Origin of the sequence: Pararhizobium sp. A13 (genome assembly GCF_040126305.1) — a bacterium.
GTDB lineage: Bacteria > Pseudomonadota > Alphaproteobacteria > Rhizobiales > Rhizobiaceae > Pararhizobium.
In genome coordinates, this window is sequence record NZ_CP149511.1 from 844305 (window position 1) to 864134 (window position 19830).

Genomic DNA, 19830 nt, shown 5'->3' on the forward strand with positions numbered 1-19830 from the left:
CGACATGACGTTATTGAGCGTAATCCGACGCTGGCATTTTCGAGAGCAGATATCGATCTGGGAGATTTGCCGCAGGACTGGCCTATCCCGGAATACCATTCGCAAATACCTACGCCTTGATGGCGTGGAGCCGAAGTTCAAGGTTCCGGAGCGACCGAGCAAGCTTGACCCGTTCGCGGATCGGTTGTCGGCCTGGCTGAAGACGGAAGCCAAAAAGCGCCGCAAGCAAAAGCGCACCCTGAAGCAGCTACATGCCGACCTGGTGAGCGTGGGGTACGACGGCTCCTATTGCCGCGTTGCAGCCTTTGCTCGGGAATGGAAAGCGGATCGGCAGAGAGAACTTCAGACGACGGGCATCCATGCAGACAACCGGAAAACCCAGACCCTTCAGCTCGTGGTAAAGCCAAGGTGTCATCGAACCCGTCTCAAGCCCGACCTTGCACAAAACCTCTTCCACTTCTTCGGCCGGACGGCGATCATGGACGGCTGCGTGTCCGCGCTCCCGCGCTACACCACCTGTCGATCCTGGTTCATGACGCAGATATGTGTGCTCTTGAGACTGACGTCCAATCCAACGTAATATTCCATCGCTGCTCTCCTTAGGTCCTCGACAAACCAAGGCAGATGGTCTCATCCGCCGTGGGGAGCAGCAACCTCATGTATGGGATGTATAACAGACTATTTTTGCCATATTTCTATTTATCACTGCGATAGATGATTCAGTCCGGGAGCTTGGGAGGGCGGAACTGCGTTTACTTTGCAACGAAAATTAGAAGGAAACAGAGATGTCATCTTCACTGCCTAGCATAGTGCTTGTCGGGGCAATCTTGCTTGCAATTTCTGCCGCTCCAGCGACCTCGAGCGCTCCTAACGCTAAGACAAGCCTTGTTCCGATTGCCTTCTCTCTGTACTGCCTCGATCACCTTGAAGAATGCAAACCCTCTGAGGTGAAGGCAGTGAATCTGACGCCCCGTGTCGAGGAATTGCTGCTGAAAGTCAACAACCGGGTGAACAACGACATCAAGCCTGCGCACGAGAAATTTGATACTTGGACGTTGAACCCTAGAATGGGCGACTGCGACGACTACGTCATGACGAAGCGCAGCAGACTAATTCATGCGGGTATACCGCCCAGCGCGTTAGAAGTAGCGGTCGTAAAAACACCAGCCGGAGAAGGTCATGCGGTTCTGTTTGTGAAGACGTCCGCTGGCGAGTTGGTCTTAGATAATCTGAGAACTCAAATTGTTCGGCGATCGCAAATTCCTTACCGCGTCCTTAGCGTCACTTAACCGGCCCGTGACGCCAGCCAGACTGCACATACAAGTCAGGGGGACATCGCCATCGGAGCAAGGCCGAGTTTGTATTTGAGGTAGAGATTGGGGATTGCACCAGACTGCTGCGCTTCTTGGTAGACGTCGCGTGTCACGAAGAAAAAACCACCCCAGGCAAGAAGCCCTAGGATAGGGCTAGCTTCATGGCGTTCAATTCGTTGCTTCATAGTTGGCGTTTGTCGGCGCGACGGGCCTCGCTCGCAAATGATCCTTGAGCACACATCTATCCGATCCTTCTGTTATGAATCCTTGTATATTGCAAATTAAGACCGAGGGTTTATAACGCCCATTATGATTGCCCAAACCCACCGAGATCGCGCCCTGGAGGTTGCACGTCGACAAGGAATCGCGCGGGGTCGAGATTTCGATGCCGCCGGCGTGCCGCGTGTTTACCTGCAAAGGCTGCGCGACGAGGGAGTACTCCAGCAGGTCGGTCGTGGCCTCTATAAACTGGCGAATGCTGAGGTCGCCAGTGCCACCAGCCTGGCTGAAGCCGCACGCATACAGCCAAAAGGGGTTATCGGCTTGCTGTCGGCGCTGCAATTCCACAATCTCACGACCCAGACGCCGCATGCCGTGTGGATGCTGCTCGGGCCAAAGGACTGGGCGCCGACCAATCCATCGGTCTCGCTGAAGATCGTCCGCGCCAGCGGTGAGGCGCTGACGGCCGGCATAGAGACCCATCAGGTCGACGGTGTGCCTGTTCCGATCACGTCGCCAGCGAAGACCGTCGCTGACTGTTTCAAGCACCGCAACAAAATCGGCCTCGACGTTGCGATCGAGGCACTGCGGGACCTCATCAAATCGCGAAAGGGGCGGGCAAGGCTAAACGAGCTTTGGCGCTACGCTGAGATCGATCGCGTCCAGACCGTGATGCGTCCCTACATCGAGGCCATGGTTTCATGAAGGCGCCGAAGAATATTGGCGTCTCTGTACGCGATCGGCTGACGCAGCGTGCTCGCGAACGTCGTGAGAACGCCCAGCTGCTGATGACGCGTTATGCCATCGAGCGTGTGCTCTATCGTCTGAGTGTTTCGCCGTACCGGGATCGCTTCGTCCTAAAGGGCGCGATGCTGTTCAGCCTGTGGGCGCCTGTGCCCTACCGTGCTACCGGCGACCTTGATCTCCTCGGTTTTGGAGAGAACGCTCCTGCTGCAATCGCCGCCATATTTGTCGAAATCCTTGCCACACAGGTTGAAGATGATGGAGTAATCTTCCGGCCTGAGACGCTGCGTGCCGCCCCGGCACGCGAGGAAGACGAATATGCTGGCGTGCGGTTGGACTTCGTGGCCGAACTCGCTGGCGCGCGCCTTCCCATGCATGTTGACATTGGATATGGCGATGTGATCACGCCGGAGCCGGTCGACATCGAATATCCTGCACTTCTGGGACAGCCAGCGCCGCACCTTAGAGCCTATCCACCCGAAACTGTTGTGGCGGAGAAGTTCCAGGCCATGGTGGCGCTCGATATGCTGAATTCGCGCATGAAGGACTTCTTCGATCTCTGGGCCATCGCGGGCGCCTTCGCCTTTGAAGGAGAGGTTCTGGCGCGGGCGATCCAGACGACCTTCGCGAGCCGCGAGACGCGGCTTCCCACCGAAACGCCGCTGGCGCTGACGGCGGGCTTCGCCGACGCAAAGCAAGTCCAGTGGGCGGCGTTTCTGAGGCGAACCGAGATCGCCCTCGCGCCGGAACCCCTTCCGGAAATCCAGGCGCGTATCGCCGAACTTGTCATGCCGCCCACGATCGCAACGACTGAAGCTACTACTTTCAATGCGCAGTGGGTCGCCGGTGGTCCCTGGGTCGACGCATAGCATTTCGAGGTTGCACATAGAACTCTACGCACAACTGCGCAAATACCAGTGCACCTAGTGCCGAGATCCGATAGCATTAGGTTTTCTAAGCGTGATATGATCGGAGTGACGGTACTTTTCGAGGCAGAGGCAGGTGCACCGCCGAATGACCCGAAGGCAAAAACTCGTCCGACTGGTCCCGATAGTTAGCGAAACCTCAAAAAATTTTTCACGGCGATTTTCCCTTTAAATTCAATAGCGTAACCTTTTGACGGCCTCGGCGTCGAAGCTTTTTCGCCGCCAGAATAAATTTGCACGCAATTTCAATGCGTTATATGCTGCTAAAACAATCGAGTAGGCAAAGCTGTGTAGCTTAACCGCCAAATAATGTGGTCCACAGCCACCCCACGACTACCCTTTCGGTCACACTTGATTAGGCCAAGGCACTTGTCCGTATCCTACTTTCTCGTCAGGCGACGAAGCTGCAAGACCATCGTGCTCAACGGCCGCAATGCGCTCGTTCCAGCTCTCAGCCGTCCCGATCTTCGCCGCCGTGTCGAGGAGGACAAGACCGAAATCCCGTCGGGATGTCGATCTGCGACCGGCATCGCGATCATGCCACCCACTGAAACACCGCAGAGATAGACGGAGGACCAGCCGATGTGGTCAATCAGGTCAACCAAATCGTCACCCAACTGCGCGATAGAATACGGCTCCTCAGTCACCTCGGAGAGCCCGTGCCCGCGCGGGTTGCAGACGCCGAGGCAATCCGCCCCCGCATTCCGAAATGATGCCGCCCCCTGATTGGGCTGTTTGTCGGGGTGTCCTGCTGGTGAGACGTTCGTCCTTTCAGTTGCCTGAGAAGAAGGAACGCGATGCCAGCGGAGAGACTAAAGATGCGGCGTGTCCGCGAGATTCTGAGATACAGATTTTCGGAAGGTCTTGGCCACAAGTCGATTGCGGCGCGCGTTGGTGGGGCCCCCTCGGCGGTGCGTGAGACGCTGCGTCGTGTGGAGATTGCCGGGCTTTCGTGGCCGTTGGGCGACGATGTCAACGATGCGGTTTTGGAAGCGGCTCTCAATAGAGCTGCCGGCACGAAGACCGGTCACCGTCGCAGCGTTGAACCGGATTGGGCTCATGTTCATCGCGAGCTGAAACGCAAGCATGTCACGCTGCAGATCCTTTGGGACGAGTATATCGGCCTTCATCCCGATGGCTATCGCTACAGCTGTTATGTTGCGGCCAAATTTATGTTGCGGCAGCAGGGAATGAGCCAAGGATTTCGGTGATTTCCTTGGCCCAAGCCGTCACATAAGATAGTTGCCTACAATGCTTTCAGGAATGCCACCAATGACGGCAGGGATCGCACCGTGGGGTGCCTCTCAAGCCGCTGATATCAACCTTTTCCAACGCCTTGGCCTTTCTGAACCCCATCAACGGGATCGCTTATGGCGTCGACCCTGAGGTGCTCCATCAGTATGAAGCTTCGAAGGCATCTTCTCCAGGCATGTAGATAACTGCATAAAAGCGTTTACCTAAGCTACTGTTTCTACGAATCTTTCCGAGGCACCTAATAGACGTGCATAAAATATGCAAAAAAGACGCATAGAGTATCCGTCTTGATCAAGCCATTTTAGGCACCCATTTTCGGTGCGCCTTGAGTAGGGCGTTTGCGAAATTTCTAGTGTGAGCTACATCCTTTCTGCCCTCGCCATCATCTCCGGTGGCCTGGCTTTCGTGCGACCTACGCTATGGGCCTGCTTTGCTGCGTGCCTGCTCAATGCTGTGGCGTTTTGGTTCTTCTGGGGGATACTGACGTTTCCGATCGCCATCAGTTTCTGAGATCGGCTCGTGGGTAAGTCGTTGCCCGCCCTCCCCTTGAGCAGCGCCTGCCACGCAAACAGGGCTATCTACTGGGCCAGCTTACTGGTAGCACCACGAAAACCACCGGAGTGCCACCATGACCCTCAACGACAAGTACCAAATCATCGTCAACGCTTTCCACAATACCAGGTGGGGCGTTTCGCCGACCGCGACACGTGGTGCGGTCGAAAGTCATGCCAAAAAGCATGGGCTCGAAGGGGCGGAATACACTGAGGCCCTCAACGGCGCGATGGCAGCGGGGCTTGTTGCGCAAATGGCGGATTCGGCTCTGACGATCCGGAACGCCGGCCGGAACATGCTGCCTAAGCGATAGCATGAGCGTTGGATAGCTGTAACCTCGGTCCTGCAACGGCGCCGGCCTTCGACCGGCACCCTCAATGCCCCAGCGTCCACGGCGGCGCCACGCCGCACGCGCCCCGACATCAACTATCCTTGCCCGCCACCATGTTAACTGCCGTCGGCCGCCAGGCGGGGCGGCAAAAAGGCGTGGCTGTTCTACCCGTTCACTACGCCTTCACATACCGCGGCCCGTCTCGGGCGACTGCGCGATCGGGCTTGAATCGGCGCCAGGATCGTATAGACAGCCCAGCGGATCGCGACTGCCATTAAATTAAGAATGGGGTCGGGCGGCAGATTGACGTCAAACCGCTGCCGCGAGACTGCGTTGCCGCTCTTCAGCTTTTCGACAATGGCATTCAGGATCGTCGGCACGCTCCGGAATGGTCGGAGCAAGAAATCTCCTCTCATCCTCAACAGTCCATTCATCCCGAAAATATGCGACAGCCCCGGCTGGGCTAGCAGCATCGCCGGCGCATTTCCAAAATAGCTTTGCAAACACTTACTCGTCACATCGTGATCGTAATGCCGGCCCGCCGGCCGAATTCTCTGATCTCAGCCAGGTGTTGAGCGGATCGCGAGATTTCAGTGCTATTTTTGACGATAAGAGATCCGGCGGGAATACGATCTTTGAAGAAAATGAAAGCTCTTTGCGGATCGCATCGCCGTGAGGTCCAGACCAGTCCCGCAACGCCCGGGTCGGCGCGGTGAAAGGCCTCAGCCCAACGTGCGGTTTCAGCATATTCCGACCGTGGTGTGTCGATCAGTTGGGTCCGCGTGAGGTCAAGCTTGTTAAGATCAGGCTCGTGCAAGCCAGCCAGAACGATGTCGGTGGTCAGTTCCAACCAGCTTATGGATCGAGAGGTCACTTTATCGAGCCGAATGAACTTATCGGGCGCATTATAAGCAAGATCGTGAAAAATGGATTCATGAACCGCGCATTCAAGCGTCTCGGCAGCATAGAGTGTCGGAAGACAATCGCCCGAAGCTGTTGACACCGGGGCGAAGCGAGTGTTCCCACCGAGACACGGATTAAATCCCGCGCCATTAAAGCGTGGGTCATGAATGCGAACAAGAAGCGTACCTGCGGCTAGCCTCTTCTTGTTGAAGTCTGGGAAAGGCGACGGGGGAGCCGGTATCAATTCAGCCCATCCATCTCTGCTCTTCATTCGCCGCCGCTTCGATCACGGCTTCCTCGTCACCCAGGGTCTCGACTGGCGATGCATCGTTCAGGAAGGTGTTGGGACCAACAAACCAGAATGCGGTTTGCCACCCGCTCATATCTTTCGGAAGCGCCCCGAGAATTCGCGCGATCGCCGGGTGCGGCAGCCCTTCCCTGAACTGAAAGGCCGGATAAACCTCTCGGCGGCCGACCCGAACTCCAAAAATCCTTCCAGCCGCCTTCCATCGATGAGCGGTAGCACTCTTGTTCGTCGACTCGTGCCCTGCTCGCTCCGCTATCTGCTCTGCAGTGAGGACCGGCCAACGTTGTACAAAGCGAGCCTGAGCCTCGGCGTTATCGCGCTCGATATCAGGTAAAGCCGCGGACAAGGGATCACTGGCCATATAAATGTCAGCGAGCGCATCGATATGCTGTTCTGACAGCGCTCGCCGGCGCACTCTCACAGCTTCCGGGACCTGCTCGATGACAGCTTTTATGACAGGGCCAAGTTCGGCATCGGCATTGCGCAAAACGAGTAGCTGGGATTTATCGCCGAACAGTTCGCCGATCGCAGCATCCACTGCTTCGAGCAATTGAGCGCCAGTCACGGTCTGTGTTTTGAAATCGAGCGCGTATTTGATGCCGTTAAAAATGATCTCGGAGTCGGGCTCCTTCTTCGGATTTCTGGTTGACGCCCGTTTACTTGAGGACGGCAGCGACATTGTCATAAGACGCTGCGCAATAAGCCGTGTCACGGAATCGCGAAGCTGATCTGCCGGCAGGGATCTTAGAACTGCCTCTGTGGACATAGCTACACTCCAAGTGAAATGGGATAACTCATCTGTGATTAACTTAGTTAATTTCAAGCGTTTTACAAGGCTTATAACCCGGAGTCTTCTGTCGAGGATTGCTCCCGCACAAGCAGGTTCTGCGGCAGACTGAACTCCGCCGGGTTTTGTCGATCTCGCAGAACGCGATCTCCGCGTGGCACTGCGACTTCGGACGACCGCTTCCGTTAACTTGAGAATGGGCGCAAGGTCCTATTCAAGCGCCTTCAGGCGCTCGCAAGGGCCAACGCCAGACCAAAGCAAAGGACCCGCGCGATACCGCCGGATATTTCCATAAATCCCAATAAATGGTAACCGTTGCCGAGCGTGTACGGCCTTACCGATCGACAAGAGAACTCTCCATGAGCGGCAAAGCGCTTGCCGATACGACGTTACACATTCGCCGTTTGCAGCGAGGCCTTTCGCCGCCCGTAATCCCGGAGACATTTTCGGGCGGCACCCGGCTGGTGGGCCGGTGGCTGAACAAGCCGTTCGAATACAATCTGCCGCCGTTGAAGGACCATATCCTTTCGGCGAAGTACGCCGGGAATGGTAGTGCATCGGTTAAAATCGGCCGCGACATTATTTCAGCGCCCGCGGCCATCGGGACGATAACCTTGGCACCAAGCGGGCATAGTGGTCTCTGGCGCGCGGACGGCTCCGTCGAAGTATCGAACATCTTTTTGGGTCATAATCGACTACTGGCTTGTGCGGACCAGGTCAGTAATGGCCGTGAGCCCGAGCTGCTCGATCGCGTGAATTTCGATGATCCAAAACTGTTCACGTTCATGAAGCTTATCAATGACGAGATCAGCTCGGCAGACGCAATGTCGCATTTGTATATTGAGCAACTCCTCGATCTTGTATGTCTTCAACTCCTCAGGGCGCACTCAGCAACGTCGACACCAATCTCGCCTGGGCCGCGACGCGGTCTTTCGGAATGGCAGGTCAAACGCGTCACAGGTTATATGCGGGAGAATATCGCGGAGGATATCAGGGTGCAGGAACTGGCCGATCTGGTCAATTTGAGCCGCTTCCATTTCTGCACAGCCTTCCGCATGGCGACCGGGCAGACACCCTATGGATGGCTAACCCGCCAGCGCGTCGCCTATGCCAAGACCCTGCTTAAGGACCGGACGCTACACATCGGCGATATTGCCGTCGTTGTCGGATACCAAACACAATCAGCCTTCTCCGCAAGCTTCCGCAAGGTGGCTGGCATCACGCCGCGCGAGTTCCGCAACCGGTTCTGATATCCAGCACCATCTGACCAAGCCGTCTCGTAAATCGGACGGCTGATGGCGGGGCATCTGCCCCGATCGCTCTATTTTGTCGATCGCCGCAATATCCAAACAATTCCAAAACATCGCGACAGCAACTCCGAAGGAACCGTGCAACCACCACTGTTGGGAGCTGTCATCCGCCATGCAAGACGTCTCCCGGATCGGAAAGCATCGTGTGGCCGGACGGCCCACCAGGTGACGGCTGACCGATTTCATACGCACAAGGGAGATCGGCGCCATGCAACTCACCTCTTATCAGGCGCAGGCCATCATCGACGGAGCGAAAGCCAAGGCTCACCAACTTGCCTTTCCCGTCGTCATCGCGGTGCTCGATGCGGGCGCTCACTTGAAAGCCTTAGAGCGAATGGACGGCGCAGTTCTCGCCTCGATCGACATCGCCATGCGCAAGGCCGCGACGGCCGTATTGTTTCAAGCCAACAGCGAGGCCGTCTGGGAATACTGCAAGCCAGGTGCGCCAGCCCAAGGGCTGCAACTGACGAACGGAGGCCTCGCCACCTTCGGTGGAGGCATTCCGCTCAAGTCCCCAGACGGCACGGTCATCGGGGCACTCGGAGTTTCGGGAGGAACCGTGGCGCAGGACGTGGAGGTCGCACAGGCAGCCCTGGGCGTTTTCGAAATGCTCCTCCACTGAAATCCTAGGTCCTAACCGCCATCTAACCAGGAAAGGAAATAGCATGTCCAAGACCATCCTCATCACCGGGGCAGGCTCGGGTTTCGGTAAGGCTGCCGCCATCGGCATGGCCAAGAACGGGCACAACATCATCGCCACCGCGCAGGTTTCATCGCAGGTCACGCCGCTGCGCGAAGAGGCTGCATCACTTGGCCTGAAGAATTTCCGGGTCGCGCGGCTCGACCTCACCGATCCCTATGACATCAAGCAGGCGGAAGGCTGGGACTTCGACGTTCTCTGGAACAACGCTGGCATGGGCGAAGCTGGCCCTGTCTGGGAAATCCCCGTTGATCTTGTTCGCAAGAACTATGAGATCAACGTCTTCCTTCCGCTCGCCCTCACTCAGGGAGTGGTCCAGAAGTGGGTGGCGCAGCGCAAGAAGGGCAAGGTGGTCTTCACCTCCTCCATGGGCGGCCTCTTCACCCCGGCAAACTGGGGAACCTATGTCTCGACCAAGCATGCGCTGGAAGCGATCGCCGAAGCATTGCAGCAGGAGTTGGCACCCTATGGCATCAGGATCCAGACCATCAATCCAGGTGCCTACTACACCGGCTACAACGAAACCATGGCAGACAACCCGTTCCGCTGGCTGGACGACGCCAAGAACTTCACCAAGCGGGCGGACCTGCGCAAGGGCTTCGATGACTTCTTCGCCACCCCGGAAGGCAAGATGGATCCACGGGAGATGATCGATCGGATGATCGAGATCGTCCCCGCAGACACCGGCAAGTTTCGCAACGTCGTCCCGAAAAAGATCGAGGAAATGCTCAAGGCGCATCAGTTGGCCGCCTGGGAAAACCAGATCTGAGGTTCCGCGAGCGGCGGCTGTCTTCCCGCTCGTTCGCTTGCGTAAAACCGCCGGATGAGACTTCGATCGGACGGGCGTTTCAAGAAGAATGGAGAGATCACGGTGATGAGTATTGGATTCGATGCTCAGATCGCTGTCGCAGCAGCAAGCCTCACACTGGCGTCGTTCACCCCGGTTGCGCACGCTCAGACGGCTGGCGACGAGGCGGGGAACAAGGCAATCGCTCAACGCGCCTTCGACGCTTGGGCTGCCGGAACCGGAAGTCCATACGATCTGCTTGCGGAGAACGCGAACTGGACCATCACCGGCAACTCACTTGCGTCGAAAACATATCCCAGCCGCGAAGCGTTCTTGAGTGAGGTCATCCGTCCATTCAACGTCCGCATGGGCAGCGGTTTGAAACCAAGCATCCGTAACATCTATGCGGACGACAGCACTGTGGTGGTCTTCTTCGACGCGAGCGGCACCGCACGTGACGGCCAGCCGCACTCCAACACATACGCATGGTTCCTCAACATGACGGATGGCAAGATAACCGATGCGGCGGCATTCTTCGACAGCATTGCGTTCAACGATCTATGGAATCGAGTGCCGCCAAATCAATGAGTTCCCGCTACCGTGGAGGCGCAGTCTAACCGCGGTCGCTACGCTGACAAAAGGACGATGATGATGATGATGAAGACCTGGTTCATTACCGGTGCCTCGCGCGGCTTCGGAGCGCGCATCGCCGAACTGGCATTATCGAGGGGAGACAACGTGGTCGCGACCGCGCGCAACCCGCGCACAGTTACTGAGCGTTTCGGCCAACGAAACAACTTACTGGCGACTGCTCTCGACGTGGCGGATGAGAAGCAGGCAACCAACGCCGCCGCTGCGGCGGTCGAGCGTTTCGGCCGCATCGACGTCCTGCTCAACAATGCAGGCTACGGCCTGCTCGGTGCAGTGGAGGAAGCAACGACCCAGGAAGTCGAAGCGCTCTATCGCACCAACGTATTCGGTCTGCTGGCGGTGACGCGTGCGATTTTACCCCACATGCGGGCGCAGCGCGCGGGCCGCATCCTCAATATTTCTTCGATCGGCGGCTATCGAGCGGGGGCCGGCTTCGGCGTCTATTGCTCGACCAAATTCGCCGTCGAGGGACTGTCTGAGGCGCTTCATGCGGAACTCGCGCCCCTCGGCATCCACGTGACGGTTGTGGAACCCGGCTATTTCCGTACCGACTTTCTCGACTCGACATCGCTTGCGGCCAGCAGTGTTGCAATTGCGGATTACCATGCGACCGCAGGCACGGTTCGGGGCGTGGCAGCGGATCTGAACCATGCGCAACCGGGCGATCCAGACCGGCTGGCGAAGGTTCTGATCGACTTCGCCGACTCCCCGAACCCGCCCGTCCGACTGCCGCTCGGCAGCGATACGGTTGCGGCGATCGAAGCCAAACATCAGTCGGATGCCGCAATCCTTGCTCAATGGCGGAGCGTCTCGATATCGACGGATTTCACCGCGTCCGACGTTTGAACTTTCCAGGCAGGGTCTGACACCAATGGCCGGCCTGTCACTGGGCCGAGGCATCTATCCGACGCATCGCTCAGGGAATGCCGGTCCTGCCTTAGCGACGAGACGGCGACGGGCGGCTCAGGTGTCATCTGCCGACACGATCCGGGAGACTTGTCTATGGCCGCCGCTGAAACTGTGTCGCACGGAATAAATCTTTCGCCGGTGGTGAGCCTTCTTGCCGCGGGCGTCACCGCTGTTCCGTTGTTCAAGCGGTTCGGGCTTGATGCCGTGCTTGGTTACCTTGCTGCCGGTATCCTGATAGGTCCGTCCGCCCTTGGGCTTTTCAATGATCCCTCGAGCATCATGCATGTTGCAGAGCTTGGCGTGGTCATGTTCTTGTTCGTTATCGGGCTAGAGATGCAGCCGTCGCGCCTCTGGGGTCTTCGGCGAGATATTCTCGGTCTCGGTCTCTTGCAGGTGATCGTGTGTGGTCTCTTGCTGACAGGCGCAGGCGTCTTGCTCGGCTATCCAATTCCGTCGGCATTCGTGTTCGGTATGGGCTTCGTACTGACGTCCACCGCGATTGTTTTCCAGATGCTGGGTGATCGTGGGGAGCTCTCGACATCAAAGGGACAGAGGATCATCTCGATCCTGCTCCTGGAAGACATGGCAATCGTGCCGCTCCTTGCCGTCCTGGCGCTGATCGCGCCCGGCGGCGGCACTACAACAGCCCACGGCGAATTGCTCCAGGTCGCAATCGGCATCTCAGCGATCATCGGCGTCATTTTGATCGGGCGCTATATGCTCAATCCGATGTTCAGAATACTTGCCCAGGCGAATGCGCGCGAAGTCATGACGGCCGCGGCTCTGCTGGTCGTTCTCGGCGCGGCCTTGGCAATGCAGGTGGGCGGTCTCTCCATGGCCATGGGCGCGTTCCTTGCAGGCGTTCTTCTATCCGAGAGCTCGTTTCGGCACCAACTCGAAGCCGATATCGAGCCTTTCCGGGGAATTCTGCTTGGCCTTTTCTTCCTAGGTGTCGGCATGGCGCTCGACGTTCGGCTCGTGGTGGAAAACGCGGCCCTAGTCGCGGCCTACGTCGCCATTTTCATGACGGTGAAGGGGATCGGGATTTATACGGTCGCGCGGTTCTTCGGTTCGTCCAACGGCGAGGCTATCGAACGAGCGGCCCTCATGGCACAGGGCGGCGAATTCGCCTTCGTTCTCTACGCCGCGGCGACATCAAGCGCTATCATTGGTCCCGAGACCGGGGCCATCTTCACGACGACAGTCATCATATCCATGGCGCTTTCCCCTATCATAACAAACGCCGCGCGTAGGATCGCGCCAACGACCACGCTATCCATGGATGGCGTGCAGGAGCCGGACGGGCTCACCGGTAATATCTTGATCATCGGTTTTGGTCGCTTCGGCCAAATCGTCAGCCAACCGCTGCTGGCTCGCGGGCTCGACGTCGCGATCATCGACACCGACGTCGAATTGATTGAGGCTGCCACCCAGTTCGGTTTCAAGGTTTACTACGGCGACGGAAGCCGCCTCGACATCCTGCATGCCGCAGGCGCTGGGCAAACGCAGACAATCATGATCTGCGTGGACAAGCCGGAGGTCGCCGTGCGCATTGCGACGCTCGTGAAGGCCGAGTTCCTCCTTATACCCGTGATGGCGCGTTCCTTTGATCGCGGAGCTGCTCTGGCGCTACTCGGTGCCGGGGTGGACTATGAGATGCGGGAAACGCTCGAATCTGCCTTTGCCTTCGGGTTTGACGCTTTGAAGCGATTGGGGATATCGGAACAAGACGCGGAGCGCACCATGACGGATGTGCGTCGGCGGGATGCCCAGCGGTTCGAACTGCAGATTGCCGAAGGGCTATATGCTGGCGGAGAGTACTTTCAAGGTAACCAGCCGACGCCAACACCTCTCACGGTACCACGTCGGCTTGCAAGGGCTGGCAATGACGAAGCCGCAGCTCTGCTTGGTCGATCTGCGCAGGAGGATCGGTAGCCCACAACGCGCCTCAGGGCACAGGCAATCTATCGAAAGCAGATACGATCTTTGGTCGCAGTGCGGGGTGACGCACCACGTGCTGAAGCTCTCACGGAACGCCCTCGCTCCACGCTGAAACGGCATTACTCCGGCAGTCCCGCCTTCCGAAGAGCTTCTGTATACCTATTCCGATCGTCCAGTCGCCGGAACGGCGGCAGTATATCGGCAAGATTCGAAAGCCGCAGCGTGGGATCGAACTCGCACAGGCGAGTGATCATTTCCTGTGCTTCCGCAAGACGGCCCGCCAGGGCATGACCCGCCGCCATGACACGCATCGCACTCGGGTAGTTCGGCTGGTGCCGCAACGATTTTCCCGCCCAGGCGGCAGCGTCGTCATAGTGGCCGGCACAAAAATGAGCGAGCGCCGTGTTGAACTGCCAGGCAAACAGGCGCGGATCCAATGGGCTGAGGCGCATTGCAAGCGCGGCATGTTCGACTGCCTTGTCCGGCTCGCCCAGGCAAGCCTTCACCCAGCTGCTGACGCCCAGAGCAGCGGCCAGGTTCGGGTTGAGAAAGAGGGCGCGATCGATGCAGGCCGCACTGTCGTCGAGGTTACCGCCGACATAGCCGATGACATATCCGCCGTAGGAGAGCGCAACAGCATCGTCCCAGCCGAGTTCGACCGCTCTTCTGGCTAGCCGGCTCGCTTCGGCAATCTCTTCTGCGGGATCGAGCATCCAGCCGTTGCTCTTTCGGGTCGCGTAGCACCGCGCCGCCCGGGTATAGGCTATAGCGAATTCCGGGTCGCGATCGATTGCCTTCATGAAGAGCCGCAAGGCATCGTCGATGACCGGTCTGCTGGTGATCGACCGGTCGAACGCCGCCAGCCCGCGGAGATAGTAGTCGTAAGCGTCAAGGCTCTCCGTCGGCTTACGTTTGGAACGCTCGATCTCGGCCTCCTCCACTCTCGGCGTTATTGCACCGACGATGCTCGAGGCAACCTGATCTTGAAGATCGAATACATTGGCCAGCGTTCCGTCGAAACGATCTGCCCAAAGGTGCGCACCCGTCGATGTGTCGATGAGCTGCCCGGCAATGCGCAGGCGGTCACCCGTCCTGCGAACGCTTCCCTCGACCACATAGCGGACGTCCAGCTCGCGCCCGACCCGCTTTATGTCGACAGCCTGCCCCTTGTAAGTGAAGCTCGAATTCCGTGCGATGACATAGAGGTGGCGGGATTGAGCCAGGGCGATGGTGATGTCCTCCACGATGCCGTCGGCAAAATATTCCTGCTCCGCATCACCGCTCAAATTCTGAAATGGCAGCACCGCCAGCGACGGCCGATCGTGATGCTTCGCAGGGGCTGAAAAGACCTGCGGCTGCGAGGCGACGTCAGGCCCTGGAGCGGTCCACTGATATTCGCTTCCTGCCCGTGATTGCAGCGAAGCCGCAAGGGAGGCCGTCTGCGCCTCGGGTTCGGCGCCGAGATGCTTCTTCAAGAGAGCCCGGCAGGCCTCGAACTGGCGCAAGGCTGCGTTTTCCTGCCCCTTGAGAGCGTGGATCCGCATCAACGCCCGATGGGCGGCCTCCGCTGTCGGGTCGTGGGCAAGCAACCTCTCCGCGAGCCCTTCGCAGGCTGCCTCTTCCCGGGAGCCAGGCTCGGAGAGCGCGAGGCTCAGCCGCTCCGCCAGCTGCAACGCCTTGCGTTGATATCTGTTCTGGTAAGGCCCGAACCAATCATCCAGTCCATCTGGAATGGCTTCCCCTGCAAGTACCTCGCCGCGGTAGAGATCGGCGGCGAAGGCGAGATCGGTGGTCCGGCCCTCCGCCAGTTTCCGGTCGAAGACCGAAAAGTCCGCTTCTTCAGGACCGGCAACCAGCGCGACGGTCTCCTGATCCCCTTCGATGTAGAGGGTGGCATCCTTGCCGGCCGGGAACGACCGCCTGATGTCGACCAGCGCCTGCCGCAGACTGTTGCGTGCCTGCCCATTGCCTCGTCCTGGCCAGAAGGCTTCGGATAGCTGTTCGCGACGATAGGCGCGGCCGCCTGCAAGGACCAGGGCCGCAAAGAGAAGCGAAGTCTTGCGCGTGGCGAAGCGGACTTGCCCTTGGTCCGGGGAAGTAACGTCGAGGCCGCCCAGCAACCTGATGCGCACAGATCGTCTCCAGATTTTGACCGCCGCCGCAGAATAGCATTTCGGCCGACAGATTTAACATCGATTTAGCGGCAGTCTGTCGAAGTTTTCTTGCCTGTTAACGCTGAGCAGAACAGCCCGAACACACCAGCATGGCACGCTCCCACCCGTAAATCTCGAAGATGGGAGACTGAAAATGGCTCACACGGAAACTCGCGCCGGCGCCGGCCTGTCGAAAGGACAGTCGTTTGGATCCGGGCTGAATGGCGTGACGATAATAGTCGCCGCCCTGAGGAAGTGGCGGCGAGCCGTCGCGAGCCGGAAGGCGCTGGCGGATCTGACGCCCGATCAACTGCGGGACATAGGTCATCCCGAGGTCAACCGACCCGCGCTCGAAATTAAAGCTGGCCTGATGACGAACTTAATGTCGATGAGGTAATCAGCAAAATTCAACTGCTCGGAAGCGTCAGTTGCTGGTCAACAACGAGAGGATCCAAAACAGCCGTTTCCGACGCTGATGGGTGTTCCTGCCCAGGCGGCTCTTTCCCGCCTGGTTGCCGACCGTGTCGCTGCGACGAAACAACGGCTGCTCAGGGCCGTCAACCTTGGCAGAGGCCTCAAATGCGCCTCGAAGCGGAACTTGAGTACTTGCCGCGCTGCCCCGTGTGGCCGATCGAGACAGCTTCGCTTACCGCCAACTCCGCCATGGCGAGAGCAGCCTCGCGGGTCTTGGCGGCGGCGATGAAGCGGCCATTTGAGCGCGAGCGCGCTGCGCACAGGGAGGCGCAGCATATCGTGCTGACCTGGCTGCAGACGATTGCGACCGCCCAACGCACGGGCGAGGAGTTGGCCGTTGCTGGGATACGGTGTCGAAGGCATGGATATCGCGCTGGCGGGCGCGACCCCTGGCTCACTAGGGGAATTCCAGGCCTTGTCGATCGCCGGATGGATCGCAGGAGCAGTCCCCGGCACAAGCCCCGGCTGTCGGCCGCTTGGCGCTAAGCTGGAATGCAATCCGCCAATCGAGTTCCTGCAGCGCCTGATGAGCTGGCGGGACAGTGACATGCCGAAGTTCGAACCAAGGGGCTAGGGAAATCCGACCGATCCGATTATATGCCCTGTATGACCCGTCTTCCTGAATATCATCTCTTTATCGACGACAGCGGCAGCCGTGACCCCGACCGTCGGCCAAAGCTCGACCGCAACGACCGGATGGACTGTTTTGCCCTTGGCGGGGTCCTGGTCAAGGAAGAGGACATTGACGACCTGAAACAGCGGCACGCCGACTTCTGCGCCAGTCATGGCATTACCTATCCGCTGCATTCGAATCCCATCCGGGGTGGTCGCGAGAATTTCGGCTGGCTGAAGAACCCGGAAAAGGCCCGTGCGTTTTTCCCGGAGCTGGACACCTTCATGCTGGGCTTGCCCGTGCTGGGGATCGCGGCCGTGATCGACCGGGCGGGATACGTTGCCCGCTACAAGGGGCACTACGCCGATCGTCTCTGGCTGATGTGCAAGACGGCCTACTGCATTCTGATCGAGCGTGCCGCTAAATATGCTGACAGCCAGGGCCGCGTGTTGCGCGTGTTTTTTGAGGAGACCGGTAAGGCCGAAGACCGCGCGCTGATCGCCTACCACAAGAGCCTCAAAGAGGTGGGGATGCCCTTCGACGGCGACAATTCAGCAAGCTATCGCTCGCTCAGCGCCGCCGACTTCCGCCGCATCGTCATGGGCGATGCGAAACGTCGCACCAAAGAGACGGCGATGATCCAGGTTGCGGATCTGGTGCTCTATCCCATGGCCAAGGCAGGCTATGACCCGACCTATCGGCCCTACGTCCAGCTGATGGAGGCAGGCCGGCTGGTTGACGCACACCTGAAGCCGGAAGATCGAGCACTATTGGGGATAAAATACAGTTGTTTCAAATGAATAAGGCCCGAATAATCGGGCCCTAGACATTTCGGCCGGCGCCTAGCGCTGACCCCGGAGCGTTGCTCTAGTTATAAGATACGACGGGTTGCCACCTTTTTCAAGTGTAATTTGCATAAATTGAATAAATTCAATGGAATAGCGCAGATTTGTGCGCCTCTTCGCCGGTTAAGTACATATACGCAAAAAGAAAATGCTTTCAAGATGTTGCCGCTCATCAGCTGGAAACGCTGCCTTGCGGAACCGGCGACGGTCCCAGCGGTGGATTGACGGCCCGAGCGAGGGGAGCGCAGCGCTCACGACTCGGAGCGCAGCGAGCGACGGCCTGAAATCCACGGCTCGAAGCGTCATGGTGCCTTGCTGGGTTTTCCAACCCACATATACTGCTTCCCAGGGGACGCTGGGGGCAATCTTGATTTTAACTGTCACTCCGACTGAACATCTGTGGACGGCCATCTTCTCGTCGACGCCGACACGAGACAGATCGATCCGCATTTCGGCGTCTCCAACACCGTACTCCGGAGCCGTGACCTTTGACCCGGCGTCAACGCCTTCGTCCTTCAACAGCGGCCGGACGGGATAGTGCCTTCTCTGCTTTTCACGATGCCCTCATGTATAGAGCCGTTGCATTCGCAGGGCAGCCATATCGGCGTTCTACGAGATGGCAATGATCTCGAGCTCTTGACCTCCTACGCTCACGACATCGCCAACCGCTTTACCCACTAGAAACCTTGCCACCGGGGATACGAAGGAAATCGATCCGGCCTTAGGATCCGCTTCGTCCTCTCCCACGATACGATACGTCTGCACGCGCCCATCGTCACGTTTGAAGGTCGCCGTGCTCCCAAAGGCAACAGTGTCAGTTGAAGTAGGGTCAGCGACAACCTGAGCCGTGCGAACTCTTGCCGCAAAGTAGCGCGTATCACGCAAGGGGCCAGCTGCTTGCCGCCGTCGTTCATTCACGTCGTCGATCGCGCTCGTAGCATCGTAAGCCTCGCGAGCTTGTTGGAGTTGCAACTCCAGGGCCTTCAATCCCGCTTCCGTCACAAGGTTCGGGTGAGGTGAAATTGGACGGTCAGGCAGCAGGGTTTCCGAAGCAGTTTCGGAACTCTCTTCCTTGGTGAAGGCAACGCTCAATCTCGAACTCCATTTAGCGGCGGTGCGCTGTTACAGCGCATGGGGTGATTGCCCCCCACGTTTGTCAGAACCATGGATACGATGACAATAGACGAATCGCCAGTCTTGACCCATCGGTAGCGACGCCGGGTCATGCTATGCGGCTCGACGAGAGGTTGCTGCGGAGACGATCGACCGCATTAGCCGCCTGCCCTTGCGGAAATGAGGCCAGACCGACTACTCCCAATCAAGAACGCGAGGCTCTGGTCCGCAGGCTCCTGGTGACACCGTTTTTCTTGGCCGCCTGACAGTTGGTTCGCCCCGCCGCGTTGGGCGGCGGGGGCAGTTGGCCTTCAAGCCCGCGACGACCTATTGCGACTTTTGAGGATCGTCCGCCGGATTAACATACTTGAGGCCCCACGGGCCATTGGTGGTGACTTGGACGACAGTCTCCTCATCGAAGTAAGCGAAATGCGCCATGTCGGGCGGCAGCGCAAAGAAACTGCCCGCAGGCAGTGCCTTGGTGGCGCTCCGATCGGCGGTTTCGCCCATCCCAAGATTGATCGTCCCTGATATGACTGTGACCACCTCATCTGCAGGATGCGTGTGCGGTGGGATCGCATACCCGGACGGCACCTTGAGCCGAAGGGCAAACAAACCCTCCTTGGTGGGATCGCCGAACAGGACTGCCGCTTCTGCACCGGCAGGAAGCACTTTGGGGGTCGGGGCCCATTTGATATCGTTGGGAGCGATCATTGTGTGCGCATCCTCCGCCGAGGCAAAGGAGGCGATCCCGCAGAATCCGATCCAGCCGATTGCAACTATCGATGCGATTTTCATGATAAACCTCCCTGCGTCGCCAGGCCTTACGCCTCGGCTGCGCGCTGGGGCAGGCTCGCGAAACGCCCAGAATAAGCCCGCAGGCCCCGTCTGAGCAAGCACTCCTCGGTCATCCGATCGATCACGTATAGTTCGTCCGCTTTCAGCGGTTATGCAGCGGCGTTGCGGGCGGTCACCGTCATTGACGGGTTGGAAATCGG

Annotated in this window: 19 protein-coding genes and 2 pseudogenes; 16 read left to right on the forward strand and 5 right to left on the reverse strand. The window is 58.5% G+C overall.

All coding sequences use genetic code 11. The features are described from left to right. Positions 1-4: 4 nt before the first annotated feature. The 7 genes and pseudogenes from WI754_RS25570 to WI754_RS25600 all read left to right on the forward strand — a co-directional run. A pseudogene (locus WI754_RS25570) lies at positions 5-355 on the forward strand (IS21 family transposase); the annotation flags it as partial. Between the two features lie 430 nt (positions 356-785). Further along, positions 786-1289: a transglutaminase-like cysteine peptidase gene (locus WI754_RS25575; RefSeq protein WP_341486810.1), complete on the forward strand. Its 504-nt coding sequence runs from the start codon at positions 786-788 to the stop codon at positions 1287-1289. 333 nt (positions 1290-1622) lie between these two features. Continuing rightward, positions 1623-2237, forward strand: a complete 615-nt coding sequence (locus WI754_RS25580; protein WP_341486812.1) for a type IV toxin-antitoxin system AbiEi family antitoxin domain-containing protein — start codon at positions 1623-1625, stop codon at positions 2235-2237. Continuing rightward, positions 2234-3145: a nucleotidyl transferase AbiEii/AbiGii toxin family protein gene (locus tag WI754_RS25585; protein WP_341486813.1), complete on the forward strand. Its 912-nt coding sequence runs from the start codon at positions 2234-2236 to the stop codon at positions 3143-3145. Before WI754_RS25580 ends, WI754_RS25585 begins: the two co-directional genes overlap by 4 nt. Positions 3146-3571: 426 nt before the next feature. Further along, positions 3572-3769, forward strand: coding sequence for a hypothetical protein (locus tag WI754_RS25590; RefSeq protein WP_341486814.1), 198 nt, complete (start codon positions 3572-3574; stop codon positions 3767-3769). Between the two features lie 251 nt (positions 3770-4020). Next, a pseudogene (locus WI754_RS25595) lies at positions 4021-4353 on the forward strand (IS21 family transposase); the annotation flags it as partial. Positions 4354-5084: 731 nt separating this feature from the next. After that, the gene (locus WI754_RS25600) at positions 5085-5321 is read left to right on the forward strand and encodes a hypothetical protein (protein WP_341486815.1); all 237 of its coding nucleotides are present in this window, start codon (positions 5085-5087) and stop codon (positions 5319-5321) included. A gap of 532 nt (positions 5322-5853) precedes the next feature. Here the strand turns inward: WI754_RS25600 and WI754_RS25605 are convergent. Further along, the gene (locus WI754_RS25605; RefSeq protein WP_341486817.1) at positions 5854-6513 is read right to left on the reverse strand and encodes an RES family NAD+ phosphorylase; all 660 of its coding nucleotides are present in this window, start codon (positions 6511-6513) and stop codon (positions 5854-5856) included. After that, positions 6488-7315: a hypothetical protein gene (locus tag WI754_RS25610; protein WP_349437948.1), complete on the reverse strand. Its 828-nt coding sequence runs from the start codon at positions 7313-7315 to the stop codon at positions 6488-6490. Before WI754_RS25610 ends, WI754_RS25605 begins: the two co-directional genes overlap by 26 nt. A gap of 380 nt (positions 7316-7695) precedes the next feature. Here WI754_RS25610 and WI754_RS25615 point away from each other — a divergent pair, with 380 nt between their 5' ends. The 6 genes from WI754_RS25615 to WI754_RS25640 all read left to right on the forward strand — a co-directional run bounded on the left by WI754_RS25615 (position 7696) and on the right by WI754_RS25640 (position 13628). Continuing rightward, complete coding sequence (locus WI754_RS25615; protein ID WP_341486819.1) at positions 7696-8586, forward strand: AraC family transcriptional regulator; 891 nt, start codon at positions 7696-7698, stop codon at positions 8584-8586. Positions 8587-8854: 268 nt separating this feature from the next. Further along, positions 8855-9268 carry a heme-binding protein gene (locus tag WI754_RS25620; RefSeq protein ID WP_341486820.1) on the forward strand — a complete coding sequence of 138 codons (414 nt, stop codon included), beginning with the start codon at positions 8855-8857 and terminating at the stop codon, positions 9266-9268. A 43-nt stretch (positions 9269-9311) separates the two neighbouring features. Beyond that, positions 9312-10115, forward strand: a complete 804-nt coding sequence (locus tag WI754_RS25625; protein WP_341486821.1) for an SDR family oxidoreductase — start codon at positions 9312-9314, stop codon at positions 10113-10115. A gap of 105 nt (positions 10116-10220) precedes the next feature. After that, positions 10221-10721, forward strand: a complete 501-nt coding sequence (locus WI754_RS25630; RefSeq protein WP_341486822.1) for a nuclear transport factor 2 family protein — start codon at positions 10221-10223, stop codon at positions 10719-10721. A 69-nt stretch (positions 10722-10790) separates the two neighbouring features. Next, a complete protein-coding gene (locus WI754_RS25635; RefSeq protein ID WP_341488006.1) occupies positions 10791-11630 on the forward strand; it encodes an oxidoreductase in 840 nt (279 codons plus the stop codon). A gap of 156 nt (positions 11631-11786) precedes the next feature. Beyond that, positions 11787-13628, forward strand: a complete 1842-nt coding sequence (locus WI754_RS25640; RefSeq protein ID WP_341486823.1) for a monovalent cation:proton antiporter-2 (CPA2) family protein — start codon at positions 11787-11789, stop codon at positions 13626-13628. 125 nt (positions 13629-13753) lie between these two features. On the opposite strand, the gene WI754_RS25645 is transcribed toward WI754_RS25640, so the two are convergent. Next, the gene (locus WI754_RS25645) at positions 13754-15766 is read right to left on the reverse strand and encodes a BTAD domain-containing putative transcriptional regulator (RefSeq protein WP_341486824.1); all 2013 of its coding nucleotides are present in this window, start codon (positions 15764-15766) and stop codon (positions 13754-13756) included. A 175-nt stretch (positions 15767-15941) separates the two neighbouring features. On the opposite strand from WI754_RS25645, the gene WI754_RS25650 reads away from it, so the two are divergent. The 3 genes from WI754_RS25650 to WI754_RS25660 all read left to right on the forward strand — a co-directional run bounded on the left by WI754_RS25650 (position 15942) and on the right by WI754_RS25660 (position 17674). Then, on the forward strand, positions 15942-16184 hold the full coding sequence (locus WI754_RS25650) for a DUF1127 domain-containing protein (protein WP_341486825.1): 243 nt from the start codon (positions 15942-15944) through the stop codon (positions 16182-16184). A 414-nt stretch (positions 16185-16598) separates the two neighbouring features. After that, positions 16599-16835, forward strand: coding sequence for a hypothetical protein (locus WI754_RS25655; RefSeq protein WP_341486826.1), 237 nt, complete (start codon positions 16599-16601; stop codon positions 16833-16835). Between the two features lie 32 nt (positions 16836-16867). Beyond that, positions 16868-17674, forward strand: coding sequence for a DUF3800 domain-containing protein (locus tag WI754_RS25660; protein WP_341486827.1), 807 nt, complete (start codon positions 16868-16870; stop codon positions 17672-17674). Positions 17675-18328: 654 nt separating this feature from the next. Here WI754_RS25660 and greA read toward each other — a convergent pair. Continuing rightward, the gene (gene greA, locus WI754_RS25665) at positions 18329-18811 is read right to left on the reverse strand and encodes a transcription elongation factor GreA (RefSeq protein ID WP_341486828.1); all 483 of its coding nucleotides are present in this window, start codon (positions 18809-18811) and stop codon (positions 18329-18331) included. A 348-nt stretch (positions 18812-19159) separates the two neighbouring features. Next, the gene (locus WI754_RS25670; RefSeq protein WP_341486829.1) at positions 19160-19630 is read right to left on the reverse strand and encodes a cupin domain-containing protein; all 471 of its coding nucleotides are present in this window, start codon (positions 19628-19630) and stop codon (positions 19160-19162) included. Positions 19631-19830: the final 200 nt, after the last annotated feature.

What these genes read in the sequence shown, in the direction of transcription:
- WI754_RS25575 (WP_341486810.1), top strand. Translation starts at nt 786, where the DNA reads ATGTCATCTTCACTGCCTAGCATAGTGCTTGTCGGGGCAATCTTGCTT.
- WI754_RS25580 (WP_341486812.1), top strand. Translation starts at nt 1,623, where the DNA reads ATGATTGCCCAAACCCACCGAGATCGCGCCCTGGAGGTTGCACGTCGA.
- WI754_RS25585 (WP_341486813.1), top strand. Translation starts at nt 2,234, where the DNA reads ATGAAGGCGCCGAAGAATATTGGCGTCTCTGTACGCGATCGGCTGACG.
- WI754_RS25600 (WP_341486815.1), top strand. Translation starts at nt 5,085, where the DNA reads ATGACCCTCAACGACAAGTACCAAATCATCGTCAACGCTTTCCACAAT.
- WI754_RS25605 (WP_341486817.1), bottom strand. Translation starts at nt 6,513, where the DNA reads ATGAAGAGCAGAGATGGATGGGCTGAATTGATACCGGCTCCCCCGTCG.
- WI754_RS25610 (WP_349437948.1), bottom strand. Translation starts at nt 7,315, where the DNA reads ATGTCCACAGAGGCAGTTCTAAGATCCCTGCCGGCAGATCAGCTTCGC.
- WI754_RS25615 (WP_341486819.1), top strand. Translation starts at nt 7,696, where the DNA reads ATGAGCGGCAAAGCGCTTGCCGATACGACGTTACACATTCGCCGTTTG.
- WI754_RS25620 (WP_341486820.1), top strand. Translation starts at nt 8,855, where the DNA reads ATGCAACTCACCTCTTATCAGGCGCAGGCCATCATCGACGGAGCGAAA.
- WI754_RS25625 (WP_341486821.1), top strand. Translation starts at nt 9,312, where the DNA reads ATGTCCAAGACCATCCTCATCACCGGGGCAGGCTCGGGTTTCGGTAAG.
- WI754_RS25630 (WP_341486822.1), top strand. Translation starts at nt 10,221, where the DNA reads ATGAGTATTGGATTCGATGCTCAGATCGCTGTCGCAGCAGCAAGCCTC.
- WI754_RS25635 (WP_341488006.1), top strand. Translation starts at nt 10,791, where the DNA reads ATGAAGACCTGGTTCATTACCGGTGCCTCGCGCGGCTTCGGAGCGCGC.
- WI754_RS25640 (WP_341486823.1), top strand. Translation starts at nt 11,787, where the DNA reads ATGGCCGCCGCTGAAACTGTGTCGCACGGAATAAATCTTTCGCCGGTG.
- WI754_RS25650 (WP_341486825.1), top strand. Translation starts at nt 15,942, where the DNA reads ATGGCTCACACGGAAACTCGCGCCGGCGCCGGCCTGTCGAAAGGACAG.
- WI754_RS25660 (WP_341486827.1), top strand. Translation starts at nt 16,868, where the DNA reads ATGACCCGTCTTCCTGAATATCATCTCTTTATCGACGACAGCGGCAGC.
- WI754_RS25670 (WP_341486829.1), bottom strand. Translation starts at nt 19,630, where the DNA reads ATGAAAATCGCATCGATAGTTGCAATCGGCTGGATCGGATTCTGCGGG.